General features: G+C 38.3%; 17 protein-coding genes. 13 read left to right on the top strand and 4 right to left on the bottom strand.

The genetic code is table 11. From position 1 onward, the window contains the following. Positions 1-143: 143 nt before the first annotated feature. The 3 genes from JFU56_RS04555 (at position 144) to JFU56_RS04565 (ending at position 5726) form a co-directional block, all read left to right on the top strand. Entirely contained in the window at positions 144-1118 is a 975-nt protein-coding gene (locus JFU56_RS04555) for a GlxA family transcriptional regulator (protein WP_198436097.1), read from the top strand. Between the two features lie 168 nt (positions 1119-1286). Further along, complete coding sequence (locus JFU56_RS04560) at positions 1287-4019, top strand: EAL domain-containing protein (protein ID WP_242065850.1); 2733 nt, start codon at positions 1287-1289, stop codon at positions 4017-4019. A 411-nt stretch (positions 4020-4430) separates the two neighbouring features. After that, complete coding sequence (locus JFU56_RS04565) at positions 4431-5726, top strand: serine/threonine transporter (protein ID WP_242065851.1); 1296 nt, start codon at positions 4431-4433, stop codon at positions 5724-5726. A gap of 85 nt (positions 5727-5811) precedes the next feature. On the opposite strand, the gene JFU56_RS04570 is transcribed toward JFU56_RS04565, so the two are convergent. Beyond that, on the bottom strand, positions 5812-6414 hold the full coding sequence (locus JFU56_RS04570) for a hypothetical protein (protein ID WP_198436098.1): 603 nt from the start codon (positions 6412-6414) through the stop codon (positions 5812-5814). A gap of 88 nt (positions 6415-6502) precedes the next feature. Then, entirely contained in the window at positions 6503-7180 is a 678-nt protein-coding gene (yjjG, locus tag JFU56_RS04575; RefSeq protein WP_198436099.1) for a pyrimidine 5'-nucleotidase, read from the bottom strand. Positions 7181-7658: 478 nt separating this feature from the next. On the opposite strand from yjjG, the gene JFU56_RS04580 reads away from it, so the two are divergent. From JFU56_RS04580 to JFU56_RS04605, 6 genes are all read left to right on the top strand, one after another. Next, positions 7659-7826, top strand: a complete 168-nt coding sequence (locus tag JFU56_RS04580; RefSeq protein ID WP_019439512.1) for a hypothetical protein — start codon at positions 7659-7661, stop codon at positions 7824-7826. A 1155-nt stretch (positions 7827-8981) separates the two neighbouring features. Next, positions 8982-9785, top strand: coding sequence for an ABC transporter permease (locus tag JFU56_RS04585; RefSeq protein WP_198436100.1), 804 nt, complete (start codon positions 8982-8984; stop codon positions 9783-9785). A 7-nt stretch (positions 9786-9792) separates the two neighbouring features. Next, positions 9793-10551 carry an ABC transporter ATP-binding protein gene (locus JFU56_RS04590; protein ID WP_198436101.1) on the top strand — a complete coding sequence of 253 codons (759 nt, stop codon included), beginning with the start codon at positions 9793-9795 and terminating at the stop codon, positions 10549-10551. A gap of 19 nt (positions 10552-10570) precedes the next feature. Beyond that, positions 10571-11023: an outer membrane lipid asymmetry maintenance protein MlaD gene (gene mlaD / locus JFU56_RS04595; RefSeq protein WP_198436102.1), complete on the top strand. Its 453-nt coding sequence runs from the start codon at positions 10571-10573 to the stop codon at positions 11021-11023. A 51-nt stretch (positions 11024-11074) separates the two neighbouring features. After that, positions 11075-11728, top strand: coding sequence for a phospholipid-binding protein MlaC (locus JFU56_RS04600; RefSeq protein WP_198436103.1), 654 nt, complete (start codon positions 11075-11077; stop codon positions 11726-11728). After that, positions 11715-12644, top strand: a complete 930-nt coding sequence (locus JFU56_RS04605) for a VacJ family lipoprotein (protein ID WP_198436104.1) — start codon at positions 11715-11717, stop codon at positions 12642-12644. Before JFU56_RS04600 ends, JFU56_RS04605 begins: the two co-directional genes overlap by 14 nt. Before the next feature lie 84 nt (positions 12645-12728). On the opposite strand, the gene JFU56_RS04610 is transcribed toward JFU56_RS04605, so the two are convergent. Continuing rightward, positions 12729-13739 (bottom strand): CNNM domain-containing protein, encoded by a 1011-nt coding sequence (locus tag JFU56_RS04610; protein WP_198436105.1) that lies wholly within the window; start codon positions 13737-13739, stop codon positions 12729-12731. A 104-nt stretch (positions 13740-13843) separates the two neighbouring features. After that, the gene (locus tag JFU56_RS04615) at positions 13844-14308 is read right to left on the bottom strand and encodes a hypothetical protein (protein WP_198436106.1); all 465 of its coding nucleotides are present in this window, start codon (positions 14306-14308) and stop codon (positions 13844-13846) included. A gap of 155 nt (positions 14309-14463) precedes the next feature. On the opposite strand from JFU56_RS04615, the gene JFU56_RS04620 reads away from it, so the two are divergent. The 4 genes from JFU56_RS04620 to JFU56_RS04635 all read left to right on the top strand — a co-directional run bounded on the left by JFU56_RS04620 (position 14464) and on the right by JFU56_RS04635 (position 16726). Then, positions 14464-14781 (top strand): DUF6172 family protein, encoded by a 318-nt coding sequence (locus JFU56_RS04620; protein WP_198436107.1) that lies wholly within the window; start codon positions 14464-14466, stop codon positions 14779-14781. 186 nt (positions 14782-14967) lie between these two features. Further along, positions 14968-15633 (top strand): DUF3313 domain-containing protein, encoded by a 666-nt coding sequence (locus JFU56_RS04625; protein ID WP_198436108.1) that lies wholly within the window; start codon positions 14968-14970, stop codon positions 15631-15633. Between the two features lie 131 nt (positions 15634-15764). After that, entirely contained in the window at positions 15765-16433 is a 669-nt protein-coding gene (locus tag JFU56_RS04630) for a site-specific DNA-methyltransferase (protein ID WP_198436109.1), read from the top strand. Between the two features lie 2 nt (positions 16434-16435). Next, positions 16436-16726, top strand: coding sequence for a YkgJ family cysteine cluster protein (locus tag JFU56_RS04635; RefSeq protein ID WP_198436110.1), 291 nt, complete (start codon positions 16436-16438; stop codon positions 16724-16726). Positions 16727-16754: the final 28 nt, after the last annotated feature.

Genomic DNA, 16754 nt, shown 5'->3' on the forward strand with positions numbered 1-16754 from the left:
ATCATGTCCTATTAATAAGTGTATAAAAGTACAATGAGTATAAAATTTGAATATAAAAACAAACGGTATGATTTAGACGTATAATGGTATTATATGGACACACTTATCATGCATTACGCGTACATCAAGAATGGATCCTAGTTATGAACTTAGCAGACGTGCGCTTTCTACTTCTCCCCTTACCTGAATTTAATATGCTACCGTTTGGTGGATTCTTAGATAAGCTGCGCTTTTCAGCTGATGATGCCGACCATAGCCAGCAGCGACATTGTTCATGGCAAGTGCTCGGGTTAGATAAAAGTAACCTAGTATCGAGCAGTGGCATCCCCATCGCGATACCAGCAACGCCGGCAGACATAAACTTGTGTCAGTATGATTATCTGGTTATTTTTGGCTGTCGCAGTGCGCGTAAAGCACAGCAGCAAGCACAAGATTATGGGCCATTTTTAAAACAAGCGGCGGCACAGGGACTCACTTTAATTAGTATTGATAATGCGTGTTTTACGTTAGCAGAGTTAGGCCTCTTAAATGACCATAAAGTCACTGTTCACTGGCGCCACATTAACGAATTCAGTCATGCCTATCCACGTTTAGAGATCGCAAGTGAACAACTATATTGTATTGATAACAAGCGTATCAGCTGTTCTGGTGGCAGTGCAGCCATTGATTTAGCGGTAGCGATACTCTGTCACCATCTTGGACAAACGTGGGCAATTAAAGGACTCGCAGATATGCTCATTGATGAAAGCCGCAGCCAACTACATCAGCTCAAATCTAGGCAGCAAACACAACATCATGACCGCCACTTGGGGCGAACGATTGCCTTGATGCAAGAATTGATGGCCAGTAATACATCAATAGAAAAATTAGCAGCGCTTACAGGTTTAAGCCGTCGACAATTAGATCGGCATTTTAAGTGTTATTTTAAGCTTTCTGCTCATCAATACTGGAGCGAAATGCGCTTACAACATGTGCATTGGCGATTAATCAATTCTGACCATAGCCTAGCAAACCTAGCAGATGAAGTTGGTTTTCAAGATAGCAGTTATTTGTGCAAAGTGTTTCGGCAACGATTTAATCTCTCGCCGGGCCAACTACGTCGCCAGCAAAAACAATGATGTAAGTAGACACTGCATTGATTGTCTATTACCTATACGAATATCACTACTTAGTCCGCAGTCCTAATAATTATATCCTTAGAGGTAGCATAAATGATGCTTGTATATTGCAATCAATATCCAAAAAAGGCATATTAAAAAATTATTAACAATAATAGTTCACTAAAAATGCGGTCTTTTGAATCAAATAAACGAATTTATATTTCAATTTCGTTCTATATTTTATCGATTATTAGCTTAGCTATTTATAGTTACTTTCAAGAAAAAAATCATATATATACAGCGCTTGATTTAAAATTAAAGACTGCGGCACTAACCATATCCTCGCTATTGCCTAACAATTTTCATCAACAAGATATGATCTATGATGAAAATTCTGCGCAACTCAATTTAAGCAATAGAAACGCATTAACAACATACGTAAAAAATGCCAATATTAGTAACTTATATACCCTGATTATACGTGATAATAAAATCCTGTTTACGTCATCGAGCATGACACCAGTTGATAATCCCCACGATAAAACAAATACTGATTTTTTATCTGCCTACAACGATGCAGATCCTAGCCTCTATGCTATTTTTGCTGATAAACAGCCACAGTTAGTCGAATATCAAGATAAATGGGGACGCTTCCGCAGTATCTTTATCCCTCTCCATGCAGCAGACGGAAGTCTTTACATTGCTGCTGCCGATATCACCATAGATACCGTGTCCGCGCAATTGAATGAACATTTCAACAAAGCGATGTTTATCTCCGCTATTTTTATGTTCACCATATTTGCTCTGTTCTTGATACAAACCGTCAACTATCGCCAGCAAGTAGCACAACTGCGCAAAAAAGTGACACTACGCAGCAATGAACTCGTACGCAGTGAAGCCAAGCTAAATTCTATTTTTGAACACTCGCCAGTCGGTATTTTTCATTACAACAAACAAGGCGTATTACTTAAGACTAATCGTCATTTTGAAGAAATTATTGGCGCGAACAAAGATGGTTTAATCGGCTTTAACATGCTAGAAAAAATACAAAACACACAGCTATCCAATGCTATAAAGTTATCGCTAAAGGGACAAGTAAGCACCTTTGAAGGTGAGTACATCTCGGTGTCACATAGCAAGAAGTCATATTTAGAAGTCGATTTAGTGCCGCTCTATTCCAGCTCAGGTGAAATCGACGGCGGCGTTGGTGTATGTGACGACATCACAGTACAGCAACAAAACACGGCTAACTTACAAAAACTATCACGCGTTGTTGAATGCAGCTTAGACGGAATTATGATCACTGATACCAAAGGGATCATTGAATACGTGAATCCGCAATTCACCCAAATGACTGGTTATTCCTCTGTAGAATCTATTGGTAATAAAGCCAATTTCTTCCGTTCAAAAACAACCAAAAACGCCATTTACAACAAACTATGGAACAGTATTTCACAAGGTGAGGAGTGGACAGGTGAAGTACAAAACAAACGTAAAAATGAAGACTTATACTGGGCAAAAGTGACCATTATACCAATGACTAATTCAAGTGGTAAAATAACTCACTTTATCGGTATTCAAGTCGATATCACCGAGTCGAGAGTTATATCAAAGCAAATAGCCTATCAAGCAAAACACGATATGTTAACTGGCCTAATAAATCGTTACGAATTTGAACACCAACTCACAGATGCCGTCTGTAGCGCCCAAGGCAGTCGACTTACTCACGTATTATGCTTCCTAGATTTAGACCAATTCAAAATCATTAATGATACTTGTGGCCACGCTGCAGGTGATGAGTTATTGCGCCAAGTTGCAGGGTTAATTGGTGATAACCTGCAGCCCAACGATATTCTCGCAAGACTCGGTGGTGACGAATTTGCAATATTGATACGCAACAGCCAGCTTACAGACGCAGTTATTATTGCTAATGAAATATTAGAAAAAGTGAAAAAATTCCAATTTATATGGAAGAAAAGTTGTTTTAGTGTTGGCGTCAGTATCGGTGTTGCTGAAATAAGTAATACCTCAGGCAATACCAGTGAAGTCTTGATCCATGCAGATTTGGCCTGTTATGCAGCGAAAGATTTAGGCCGTAACAGAGTCCATACTTATCATGATAATGATAAACTATTAGCCACTCGTGATGGTGAATTTCGCTGGGTCAACGAAATCAAAGAAGCGCTTAATGAAGACAGGTTTGAACTCTATGCTCAACCTATCTTCCCCCTCCAAGAGCCTGACCATAAGCCTGTGTTTGAAGTCCTATTACGCATGCTAGATAAAAATGGCGACCTGATTGTCCCAGGCATATTCTTACCCATTGCAGAGCGCTATAATTTATCTCAGCCTATTGATCGCTGGGTCATCGAGCGAACATTATTGTGGATGCGAACACATCGCCAACAACTTGATATGTTTGATCACATCAGTATTAACTTATCAGGGGCTTCATTGGGTGATGATGATCTGCTACAGCACATTATGACGAATATAACCCAAGCGAATGTCCGCCCCCAACAGATCATGTTTGAAATAACCGAAACAGCCGCCATTAGTAACCTCGCTCATGCTACCGTCTTTATTAATACGTTAAGTACGTTTGGCTGCCAATTTGCATTAGATGACTTTGGTAGTGGCTTGTCCTCCTTTGCTTATCTCAAGAATCTACCCGTCAACACACTGAAAATTGATGGCATATTTATTAAAGATATCTTAACGAATCCGATTGATGCCGCAATGGTAAAATCAATCAATGAGATTGGTCACTTAATGGAATTAAAAACCATTGCCGAATTCGTTGAAAACGATGCCATCAAACAAAAAATTGAAGCGATTGGTATCGATTTTGCGCAAGGCTATGGCATAGGAAAACCACAACCAATAGATAATATGCTCAAACTAACCCATCAATCATAATTACCAGTGATAGCTAAAAGTGCATTACCAAATAATTACTTATTACCGCGATTAACCTCAACATTCCTCTGTTTTTATCTAAATAAACGCCTGTATCTGATCTTATTTAGCTGTATTTTGATTAAATCATCATCAGCTTCAACTAGCAAAACAGGCTAATAACAGGTGCTAGATCACACTATTTAATGACTGTTTCAACAACGGCTGAAACACACTCAAATTTATTTGACAGATTAAACTATATTTTATAAATTGCAGTCTGAAAGAAGATATATAGTACTAAATAGGTATTAAAATAGAGGTGCACATGACCAATTTAACATGCGCATTTGTTCACTTTAATAGTGAAGCACGGATGAATTATGACTATAGCTCTTTGCAGGTTTATACCTCTTATAGGAGATATCCATAATGGATACGTTAACAGCAAATATTTCGACTGCAAGCACAAATACAACAACAAAAAGTTCGACATGGACTAAAAGTGACATCGTTTGGGTACTTGGCTTATATGGTACAGCCGTTGGTGCTGGTACTTTATTCCTGCCTATCACAGCCGGTGTAGGTGGCCTGATTCCATTATTAATCATGGCCGTATTAGCATTACCAATGACCTTCTTTGCTCATCGCGGCATGACACGATTTGTGTTATCAGGATCTAAACCTGGCGCAGATATTACCGAGGTTGTTGAAGAACATTTTGGTGTGGGCATGGGTAAATTAATCACACTATTGTATTTCTTTGCCATCTACCCAATTCTGCTTGTATACAGTGTTGCGTTAACCAACACAGTACAAGATTTCATGCTAAACCAATTAGACATTCAGCCACCACCACGTGCACTTTTAGCCTTTGCATTGATTCTTGGTTTAATCGCCATTGTACGTTTAGGTGAGCAACTTATCATTAAAGCAATGAGCATTTTAGTTTTCCCATTTGTTGCCGTATTAATCATGCTGGCCTGCTACCTAATCCCTTACTGGAACGGCGCAATCTTCGAGCAAGTAATGCCAGCAGAAGGTGGGATGAGTTCGATAATGATGGCTGTCTGGTTGATATTACCTGTGATGGTGTTCTCGTTTAACCACTCACCTGTTATCTCTTCATTTGCAGTCGCGAAACGAAATGAATACGGCGATGGTGCCGAGAAGAAATGCTCACGTATTTTATTATGTGCACACGTAATGATGGTCGTTACGGTCATGTTTTTCGTATTTAGCTGTGTATTAAGCTTATCGCCAGCGAACCTTGCTGAAGCGAAAGAAATGAATGTCTCTATTTTGACTTATTTAGCTAACCACTTTGATACACCTGTTATCGCTTACGCTGCACCCGTTGTTGCAATCATCGCAATCACGAAGTCATTCTTAGGTCATTACATCGGTGCAAGTGAAGGTCTTAACGGTTTAGTTGTAAAAGCAGCACGCAGTAAAGGCAAAGAAGTGAGTAAGAAAGCGTTAAACAGTTTCACCACGATATTCATGCTTGTAACGGCATGGGCAGTTGCAACCATTAACCCTAACATCTTACATATGATTGAAAGCTTAGGTGGACCAATCATCGCGTTACTATTATTCATTATGCCAATGTATGCAATTCATAAAGTACCAGCGATGCGCAAGTACTCAGGCGCACTAAGTAATGTATTTATTACACTTATTGGTCTTATTTCAATTACTGCTATTTTTTACTCTCTGGTTCAATAGCACCAGAACCTAATTTCAGCAGATACAAAAAAGACGAGAGCAATCTCGTCTTTTTTTATGTCTATATGTCAGCAATCATGATTCACTATTCAAAGTATAGGCTGAATGAAACCCCAATATTATCCCAACTAATCGCTTTATCTTGCTCTTTCACCCACACATAAGATAAGCCTAATGCCATCGCCTGATCGATAAAATATTTACCGCCCAAGGTAAACGACGTTGAATCAAGATAACCATAAGTATACTGACTATCACTAAAACCATGATTTACATTAAAATCAGCTTCAAACTCAGGGCTTGAAGATAATTTAATACCAGCAATAACACTCGGGTAAAAGTTAGTTTCATCTTCTCGCTTAACCCCGTTTTCCCAAGATCTTATCGAACTTTGCGCTAGATTAGCCCCCGCATAAAACTCAGTCATATGACCAATGTTCGTCGATGTCATTAATCCAGCGCCTAAAATTTTAGCTTTCGCTTTAACGTCTGAACTTAAGGCGATGTCATCGGTATGATGGTAAAAACCGGTAATATAAAAATCTTCTGTGATAGCACGTTCAACATTTAGCGCCCAATGCTCAGCGCGATAACTTAGCTGCGCATTATTATGCCCAAAAGGTTCTGCCATCAATGTTGGCGCAACAATAAGTAACGGTATGCTTGCAAGCGTTGAAACCTTAAACATGTGTTTTCTTTCCCTATAACGAATTAAATACTAAATAGTGGCTAAAAGTATATCGGCAAGCAATTAAAAAATATGAATGCAATTAACTTTAAAGCGGTAATAATAATGTCTGTAACTGACTTAACGATGTCACTTGATAACTTGGTCTAATACCTTCCGGCAATACCGCATTTGCGCTGTTGAGCCAACAAGTATCAAAGCCAGCATTCATCCCACCTAAAATATCAGAATGTGGATTGTCACCAACCATTAATACTTGCTCACGGTCTAATTCTCCCATGTGGGTTAACGCATGCTCAAATATACCAATATCAGGTTTAGCGACACCGACTTCTTCAGAGATGATGAGAGGTGAAAAAATATCTTTCAACCCGGTTTTTTCTAAACGAACATGCTGTAGTTCAGTAAAGCCATTGGTAATAATACCCATTTTAACTTTACCATTTAGTGCATTAATAAGTACTTGAGCGCCCGGCAGCAAACAACAGATGTCAGCCATCGCTGTCATAAATGCACTATTTAAGGTTTGTGTGGTGACTTTAAGTTTATCTGCCCACAATTGAAAACGACGATTTTGCAATTGTGTCGCGCTAATTTTACCATCTTGATAGTCCACCCATAACGGTAAGTTAACCGTTTGATAATGGTTAAAATCATCTCGATCAAAGTCGATAGCAAAGCGTGAAAACATCAGCTGCAAACCTTTAAATGCATCAAAATGAAATAAGGTTTCATCTGCATCAAATAAGATCCATTGGTACTTCATGGTAAAATTCTCCAACGGCTAGCCGTTACAATAAATTAAATCGGCATTTAAGATGAACGCAGAATAGGCTCATTACGTTACCCCGACTACTTCGGATGGGCTATAATAGCGGAAAGTGAGATACAGCTAAACCATAATTAAATTTTATATAACAATAAACAAAAATAAACTTGCAGAAAAGAAAACACACTGCTATTATCCGCTCAGATTTATTTAATAACAATCCTCGAAATAAAAATCAACGATTAAGCCTTACCTAGAAAATTCCGTAAGCCAGATTAAAAAATCCAACATATGAAGCTAAATTATTGAACAACGAAATACAGCAAATGTTGCGTGCTGTAAACACTTCTTATTAAGTCAGCTATTTATACAAGAATAAAGATAGTGAGATTTCAGAATATTATCGTTATACGGTAATGAAGCTTATTACAAATAATGCGCTAGCTTGAGCTACGCCTATATAGTGAGTTTTATTATGACTATTATTTTTAATGGTACACAAATCCAAGTTAAACAACCGGTACACTCGATTTCAGTTCACAAAAACCGAGTAGCATTTACTGATTCACAAGGTGAGAAAATCGCTCAACTTGCGACAGTAAAAGAACGCCGTAACTTTATTGATATGCTAGTTAATAGCTAATTACATCAATACCAATACCCGATATTTTAACTATAAAGAGTTTTGATATCGGGATGCTCTCCCCCTTCTCTTCTATACATCTCTTACGATACTAACCTCAGTTAAAGTCAGTCCGAATCAATTAACGAATAACCTAATCAATCACCTTATAAACAATCACCTCATAAACAACGCAGCTTAAAAATACCCTCAGCTAAATGAGAGTTTACTTGTCTAGATATAAATCATATTGTGATTTTTTGGTATTGGTATTGGTATTGGTATTGGTATTGGTATTGGTATTGCACAGGATTAAATGGATACTTGAGTTCGAGGCGTTGGCGGGGATCATCAGACAAAAAAAAGTCAGGTTGTTAGCCTGACTTACATATAATGGAAAAGAGGGTCGACTGAAATATATACTTCTATCTTCGCAATACTTTTCTTACTTACTTTACTTACTGTCTTCACTAACTAACTTCCTTACACTTTCTTTTCACTAACACGTATCTTTCACATACGCTCTTCATTTACACTTTATTTTACTCACGTATCTGTCACCTACGTTATTCGTCTTCGTTTACATTTTCACGTACGTTATTCATCTTCACTTACACTTTCTTTTTCACTAACACGTACCTATCACATACGTTATTCGTCTTCGTTTTCACTTACACGTACGTTATTCATCTTCACTTACACTTTCTTTTTCACTAACACGTATCTATCACATACGGTATTCGTCTTCGTTTACATTTTCACTACACGTACGTTATTCATCTTCATTTTTCACTTACACGTATCTTTCACATACGTTATTCGTCTTCGTTTACATTTTCACTACACGTACGTTATTCATCTTCATTTACACTTCTTTTACTAACACGTATCTTTCACATACGGTATTCACTTACATTTTCTTACATATCACAGAAGGTAGTTGGCATATAATAACCAGTCGACCTAATTACAAATATAGTACACCATCATTAATTTGCTCTAAAATTAGCTAAAATAAATAATATAAAATTAAATTAGTGTATATCCTCATAATAATGAATACCCTTTTAATTTCAGCTTTGACACATTAAACAATTGATACTATTCTATATTCCCTGATTTATTTATGTGATTCCATAATAACGTCAGACTAACTGAATGTATTAAGGAGTATACATGCCCCAAGCAATTTCTTCCGTGAACCCACTTGCTCGACTTGGCCGCGCCGTTATCACGCAGCTCCAAGGATTTGGTAAAGCAGCTTTATTCCTATTACATAGTGTAGTACATATGTTTTCTCGCCCTTGGCAGGGGCGTAGAGTAATAGAACAATTGTATTTTATTGGCGCAAAATCAATTGTCGTGATTTGTATTACCGGTTTATTTACCGGCATGGTGCTTGGATTACAAGGTTATTACACCCTCTCTCAATTTGGTTCTACGGGCTTACTTGGCTCAGCAGTCGCGCTAACACTAATTCGAGAATTAGGCCCCGTATTAACCGCAATCATGATCATCGGCCGCGCGGGTTCAGCAATGACCGCTGAAATCGGTATTATGCGCATATCAGAACAAATCGATGCGCTTAAAACCATGACCATAGATCCAATCCGTTTCCTGGTTAGTCCACGCATTATAGCTGCGCTTATTAGCTTTCCGTTATTAACCGCAATCTTCGATACTGTCGGTATCTTTGGCGGCTACCTGACTGGTTCGCAATTATTAGGCATCAATCCCGCAACTTATTTCTATCGAGTTGAAAGTAGCGTGAGCCTCATGGATGTGGCCGAAGGCTTTATTAAATCTATCTTTTTTGCCATCACAGTCATATCAGTTTGTTGCTATCACGGTTACTACACGCATACTCGCCGTAATAATTTTGGTGCAAAAGGCGTTGGTTTATCAACAACGACAGCGGTTGTACAGGCAAGTATTCTTGTGCTTGTTATAGATTACATTTTAACCTCGTTTTTATTATAGGAATGCTATGGATACGCCCCTGATTCAGTTTTGTAATGTCAGTAAAACATTCGACACAAAAACAGTCTTAAATAATATAAACCTGAGCATTTTTAAAGGTGAAATAACCACTATCATAGGTAAGAGTGGTGAAGGTAAAAGTGTGTTACTCAAACATGTTATCGGCCTACTTAAGCCTGACTCAGGCAGTATACTTTTTGATGGTAAAGCTTTTGCTAAGCATTCATCGACAGAACAGCTTAACTTAAAAAAGAAATTGAGTTACATGTTTCAAGACTCGGCATTATTTGATTCGATGACCGTATATGAAAATATTGCATTACCATTACAAGAAGCAAGTGATCTGAGCAAAAGCGAGATACAACAACGCGTTGAAATGCGTATGTCTCAACTCGATATTGTCGGCACTGACCAACAATACCCAGGACAACTCTCTGGCGGTATGCGAAAAAGGGTTGCCCTTGCTCGCGCACTTGTCACGGAACCAGAAATTATTTTGTTTGACGAACCCACAACAGGGCTAGACCCAATTCGTAAAAAAGCAGTTCATCAAATGATTGCAGACTATCAGCGAAAACTTGGTTTTACAGGGATCATCGTCAGCCATGAAATCCCTGAAATATTTAGTATTTCACAACGTGTTGCATTACTTAACAAGGGTGACATTATTTTTCAAGGTACTCCTGAACAATTAAATAATGATGAAAATCCCGTTATCTCAACCTTTATCCACGGTCATGAGTCATCATTACTCAATATCGATTAACGTAAAATTTGGAGCTATGATGAAAAAATCATCTATTGAAACCTCAGTCGGCTTGTTTGTACTAATAGGTATGCTATGTGTCGGTTATCTTACAATTAAACTAGGAAAAATGGACTTACTAGGCGATAACTATTATAGCGTGTATGCAGATTTCAATTCTGCAACAGGCTTAAAAGGTGGTGCCAACGTCGAAATGGCAGGTGTTAAAATCGGTCAAATAGAAGACGTTGTACTATTACCTAATATTAAGATTGCGCGTGTACAGCTAAAAATAGATAACGATATCAGCCTTGCTGTTGATGTGATCGCATCAGTTAAAACCGCAGGTTTATTAGGTGACCGATATTTATCGCTGACACCTGGCGGTAGCGATGAGTACCTCGCCGCTGGTGATAGTATTGAAGAAACAGAATCCGCGCTTGATATTGAAGATCTCATCAGCAAATATGTATTTAGCAGTGAGGGTGAATAATCTCGTTGTAAACACGGCGATATATTCAAACTTTATATTAAGAGGCATGCTATGAACAAAATTATTACCTTATGTATTTCAACCGTTCTACTATTTACTACTGCAGTCAATGCACATGCAAATAACGTGGAGCAAGCGACGGCACTGATTGACACAGCCATGACTGAATCATTAAATATCATTAATGATCCCGCGCTGACAACTGAAGTTAAACGCGAAAAACTATGGCCGATCGTAACCAGCTACTTTGATTTCACTTTGATTTCAGAATTAACACTCGGAAAATTCTCTGCGGGAGCGACTAGTCCATTAGGGGATTACAGTGATCGCCGCTTTACCAGCGAACAACAAGCCGAATTCACCGACGCGTTCACTATTCACTTGGGTAACTTGTATTTAGATCGTCTCAATAACGACAGTAAGTTCTCGGTGCTATTAACCAAGTCTTCTGCAATGAAGCCAATACGTAAAATGCAACGCGCGCGCGTGAACAGCTTAATTAATAAGAAAACGGCCATCGACTATTCATTACGATTAAAAGATGATGAATGGCGAATTTATGATGTTAAAGTTGAAGGCCGCAGCCTTATTAGTTCATTTCGTAAAGAATATTCAGCGCTATTACTAAAGAAAACACCGGATGAATTATTAGCACTGCTGAATGAAAAGAACTTAGCGCACACGGAAAATGATGTTGAACAATAGGACTTCGCCGTATTTAATTAAGCTGCCACTATCACTGCTCATCTTGATGATGAGCGGCTGTGCCAGTTCAAAAAATCATACCGAAAACAAAACAGAACGAGTTCCTGTATCGCTAGTCACGATCTCTGAGCCTGAATTTACTGAAGATGATGGCCTATTTAGCGATGCCAAATTTGACGATGAGCAACTAGAAGATGATGGCTTATTTGATGATGCACTGTTTAGCGATGAAGAGTTTAGCGATGAACAGCTAGAAGATGACGATGATTTATTCAGTGATGACAGCATCATCGAAACAGAATCAAAAACTGAAATATCCGACCCTTTTTATTACTTTAATAAAGCCATGTTTCATGTAAATGATAAACTCTACTTTTGGATTTTACGTCCTACAGCTGTTGGTTATAAGGCTATCACACCACAGTTTTTCCGTGTCGGGGTCGCTAACTTCTTTCACAATATAACCATGCCAATTCGCTTCACCAGCAGTTTATTGCAAGGTGATATAGAATCGTCAGGTACTGAACTGGGTCGCTTTGCTGTGAATACGACAGTGGGTTTATTAGGCGTCATGGATCCAGCTGAAGATTATCTCGACTGGCAGCCAAACAATCAAGATATGGGGCTGACATTAGGGAAATATGGTATCGGTAATGGCCCCTATATTGTCTGGCCGATATTTGGTCCTTCGACATTAAGAGATACGGTAGGTAAAGGGACTGATTATTTCCTTAGTCCATTAACTTATTTACAACCTGATAAGCTATCAATCACGGTTCAAGCTGTAGATAAAGTCAATGCGACATACTTCAGCCTAGGTGATTATGAAGCATTCAAACAAGCCTATATCGATCCTTACGAACGAATGAAAGAGTTTTATATCGAATATAGAGCTGAGCGGGTAGCGGAAGAATAAATACCTATAACGAAAAAGCGAGGCATTAATAGCCTCGCTTTTTTATTGCTAGCATTTGATGCTATCGTTTAATAACGATATCTGTTACTTCGATAATCGTTTCTGCCATTTTGCTTTGGCAATCTTACGCATATCAACACTAGTATCACTTTCATCAACAATTTCTCGACCTAAGATAGTTTCTAAAATATCTTCCATCGTGATAATGCCTAACCAAGTCCCTAACTCATCATGAATACTCGCCAGATGATTTCGAGAACGTAGCATATCGTTAAAGACATGTTCGGCATTTTGTGTCGGTAAATACACTTCTAATGGTTTTGCTAACGTAAGCAGTTTCGTGTCACCGTCATGCTGTAAAATATCTGATTTATGCACATAACCAAAAAACTCATCGTCGGTCAATAATGGTAAACGACTAAAAGGAATGTTGGTAATTAAAGCTTCAAAATCACTCACATTCATATTGGCATCAACACACGAGACCACACCACGTGGCGTCATAATGTCTTTCACTTTAATGTTATGCAGATCTAATATGTTACAAATAACCCGACTTTCATCGTCATCAATTTCATTCGTGTCTTTTGCGACATGTGCCATCGCAATTATTTCTTCTCGCATGTCAATGTCATGACTATGACCTTTGCCAATACGACGGGTGATTTGCTCTGACATAAAGATAAACGGTTTTAAGCAGAAAATCATCGTATTCAAGATAGTGACACTTGATGGGGCCAGTTGTCGCCAATATGTCGCGCCCATTGTTTTAGGGATAATTTCTGAAAGAACCAAAATTAATACCGTCATCACAGCAGATGCTACACCTAAATATGCACTACCATACATAGCCGTTACTTGCGCACCTACACCAGCAGCACCCGCAGTATGGGCCACCGTATTAAGTGTTAGAATTGCCGCTAAAGGACGATCGAGATTGTCTTTTAACTTAGCTAATTTTGTTGCAAGTTTAGGATCTTCACGTTGCATTTTAGCGATATAGCTTGGTGTCATACTTAGTAATGAAGCCTCTAAGATAGAACAAATAAACGAAACCACAATCGAGATTACAGCGTAAATTATTAACAGTGTCATTATGACCTTCTATAAGAATATTTATGAGGCTAATAATTATCATAAAGATCTTATTTTGGCAAAAGAATAAATTGTAATTTAGCGTAAATCTTTTCAAGTAAACATTAATAATCAATAAGTTCAACAACTTGAAAAAAGTGAATTCTTAAAGATGTAATCCTAGACAACAAATCATATACTTCCGTACGGCCTATATCAGCACCGCGTGCATTTTCAATCGCCTTTCTGTTGTAATCAGCTTCACCATCATCTAAACAGTGCTCACTGATTAATTGCCAAAGCTGCTGCGCACTATCAAATTTACGTTCTAATATTTCTACATCAATATTAAGTTGGTCTAAGTCGTTAATAGCAGATGTTATGATGAACAATTTTTGTTTATCGTCGTCAATATCAGATAAGCTAATTTTACTCAACAGGGTGTTATAACGGTCAATGTGATCATTAAGTAAATCAATATTCTGGGTGTAAAATTGGTAAGTATCTTGCCAGTTTTTACCACTGCAATAACTCGCCTGTGCAGTCGAGGTCAGTAATATAAAAAGGACTATTAAAAAACTATATTTCATCCTCAACCCCACTATTTTGATGCTTAATGGTCAGTAATAACGACGGCTAACGCGATTAAAAGTGCAGACAAAGTGTACTCTTCACCCCATTTATTCTTTTCCCTGATATAATCCCCCATGTTATGAAATATTCAGTCATTCTTTAAAGGGTAAAAATGAAAAAAACGTTTGTACTAAATCACCCAAAAATTATTCCAGCTCGCCAAGTTGAAGCTATTAAAAGCGAAATCAGAAAATATATCAAAAGAGAGCGTAAAAAAACGCTTCCTAAAGGCGTAGACTACTGGGACTTTGATTGTAAGTATGGCGCAACAGAACAAGAAGCGCAGGTAATTCACCTATCTGAAATCAATAAATCTATTGATAGCGGTGACCTGAACAAAGACGCATCTTTCTATATCGAAATTTTGGTAAAAGATGGCATTCGCGTGATCAATGAAGAAGACGAAGATTTAGATTACGGCGAAGAATAATATTATTGGCAGAGAGTCAGTGTACTCTCTGCTCCTATTTCCTATTTCCTATTTCCTATTTCCTATTTCCGTTACACGACCCCCACCTAAAATCAATTAATACAATTTTAAACGCCGACTCAAAGCAAATATGTTATCATCTAATGAATATAACCCTTTGTTTTAAACCACTGAGTTCACTAACTTATGCTCCTAAAATCACGCGTTATCATTTCCCTCCTTTGCTGTTTATTTTTGGCTGGTTGTGCAAAAAACAACTTCATATCAGCAACCAAATTTACCTCATATGATGATTTCAGAGCTGGTCCAGAGGACGGTGTAGATCTAGTTTGGGCTAGAATAGGATTACGAGACGCAGATCGACTACGTAATAAATTACAGCAATACGACAGTGTTATATTAGATCGCGTTTATGTATTGGTCGAAGATGATGATAGCCTCTCTGATGAAGACATCAGCATCATCACCACTTACTTAACAGATAGCTTAATTAGCACTATCTCACCACATAAAAAAATTGTTGAAACATCAACTGACACGACCCTACACTTAAGTATTGCCATCAGTAATGTAGAAACACCAAACCCAATCTTAGCTGTGACGAGCAGTATTGTACCGGTCAGCTTTGGTATCTCGGTTATTTCAAAGATCACCACAGGTGAACACACGAATGTCGGCAGCGCGAGTATTGAACTCATGGTCAGTGATGAAAACAACAAACCGCTTATAGCTGCTATTGATCGCCGTACAGGTAATAAAGATTTCGGCACCATGATCGATTCTTTAGACGATACTAAAGATGTGATTGATTGGTGGATCAAACGCCTAGGAGAGACCTTTCAAGTCAACTAAAACAGCTACACAATAGCTGCAGTGTGTTTATATTTTATCAGGGTAATGCAAGACTACTGTTTATATACTTTACCTGATAACATGGCGCCCTAATTCATGCAGTCACCTGCACATATATTGAAAATAAATAAATGAAGTTACATAAGATTGATGCAGTAGACTGGTTAAAGACCCTTCCGGATGAGAGTGTGGATCTCGTTATCACAGATCCCCCTTATGAGTCCTTAGAAAAACACCGTAAAATAGGCACCACTACCCGCTTAAAAAAAAGTGCTGGTTCGAGTAACCAATGGTTTGATATTTTTCCTAATAGTGATTTTCCTGCATTAATTGAACAAATTTATCGCGTACTGAAGAAAAATAGTCACTTTTATTTATTTTGCGATCAAGAAACCATGTTTGTGATAAAACCTATCGCAGAAGACTTTGGGTTTAAATTTTGGAAACCCATCGTATGGGACAAATGCGCGATTGGCATGGGTTATCATTATCGTGCACGCTATGAATTCATTTTATTTTTCGAAAAAGGTAAGCGTAAATTACAAGATTTAGGTATGCCTGATGTACTACAAGAAAAGCGTGTATGGCGTGGTTACCCGACCGAAAAACCGGTGCCCTTGATCGAGAAATTGATCACGCAAAGTTCAAGTATCGATGACCTTGTTATTGATCCCTTCTTCGGTTCCGGCGCGACGTTAGTTGCCGCGGCCAATCTAGGTAGAAAATCTGAAGGCGCAGATATCGCCCCTTCAGCCCATGAGTTTGTTAATAACCGCATTAAACCGGTAGAAAAGGCCTAGTAATGACCATTAAAATAACCAATCTACCCGTGGCAGAAATCACCTGCTCAAACTGTGAAGCATGCTGCTGCCGCCTAGAAGTAATGCTACTGACAGAAACTGGTGTGCCTAAGCGTTATATCACCACAGATGATTGGGGTGGTCAGGTAATGGCGCAGGGTCATGATGGCTGGTGTGCAGCGCTCGATAGAGATACATTGATGTGTACTATCTATGAGAATAGACCTTGGGTATGCCGTATATTTGAAATGGCATCATTTGAGTGTGAAGAAGAACGTAAAGCGCATATGTAAGTCATTATTTTCTATTTAACTGACCAGA

The organism is Moritella sp. F3 (genome assembly GCF_015082335.1).
Taxonomy (GTDB): Bacteria; Pseudomonadota; Gammaproteobacteria; order Enterobacterales; family Moritellaceae; genus Moritella.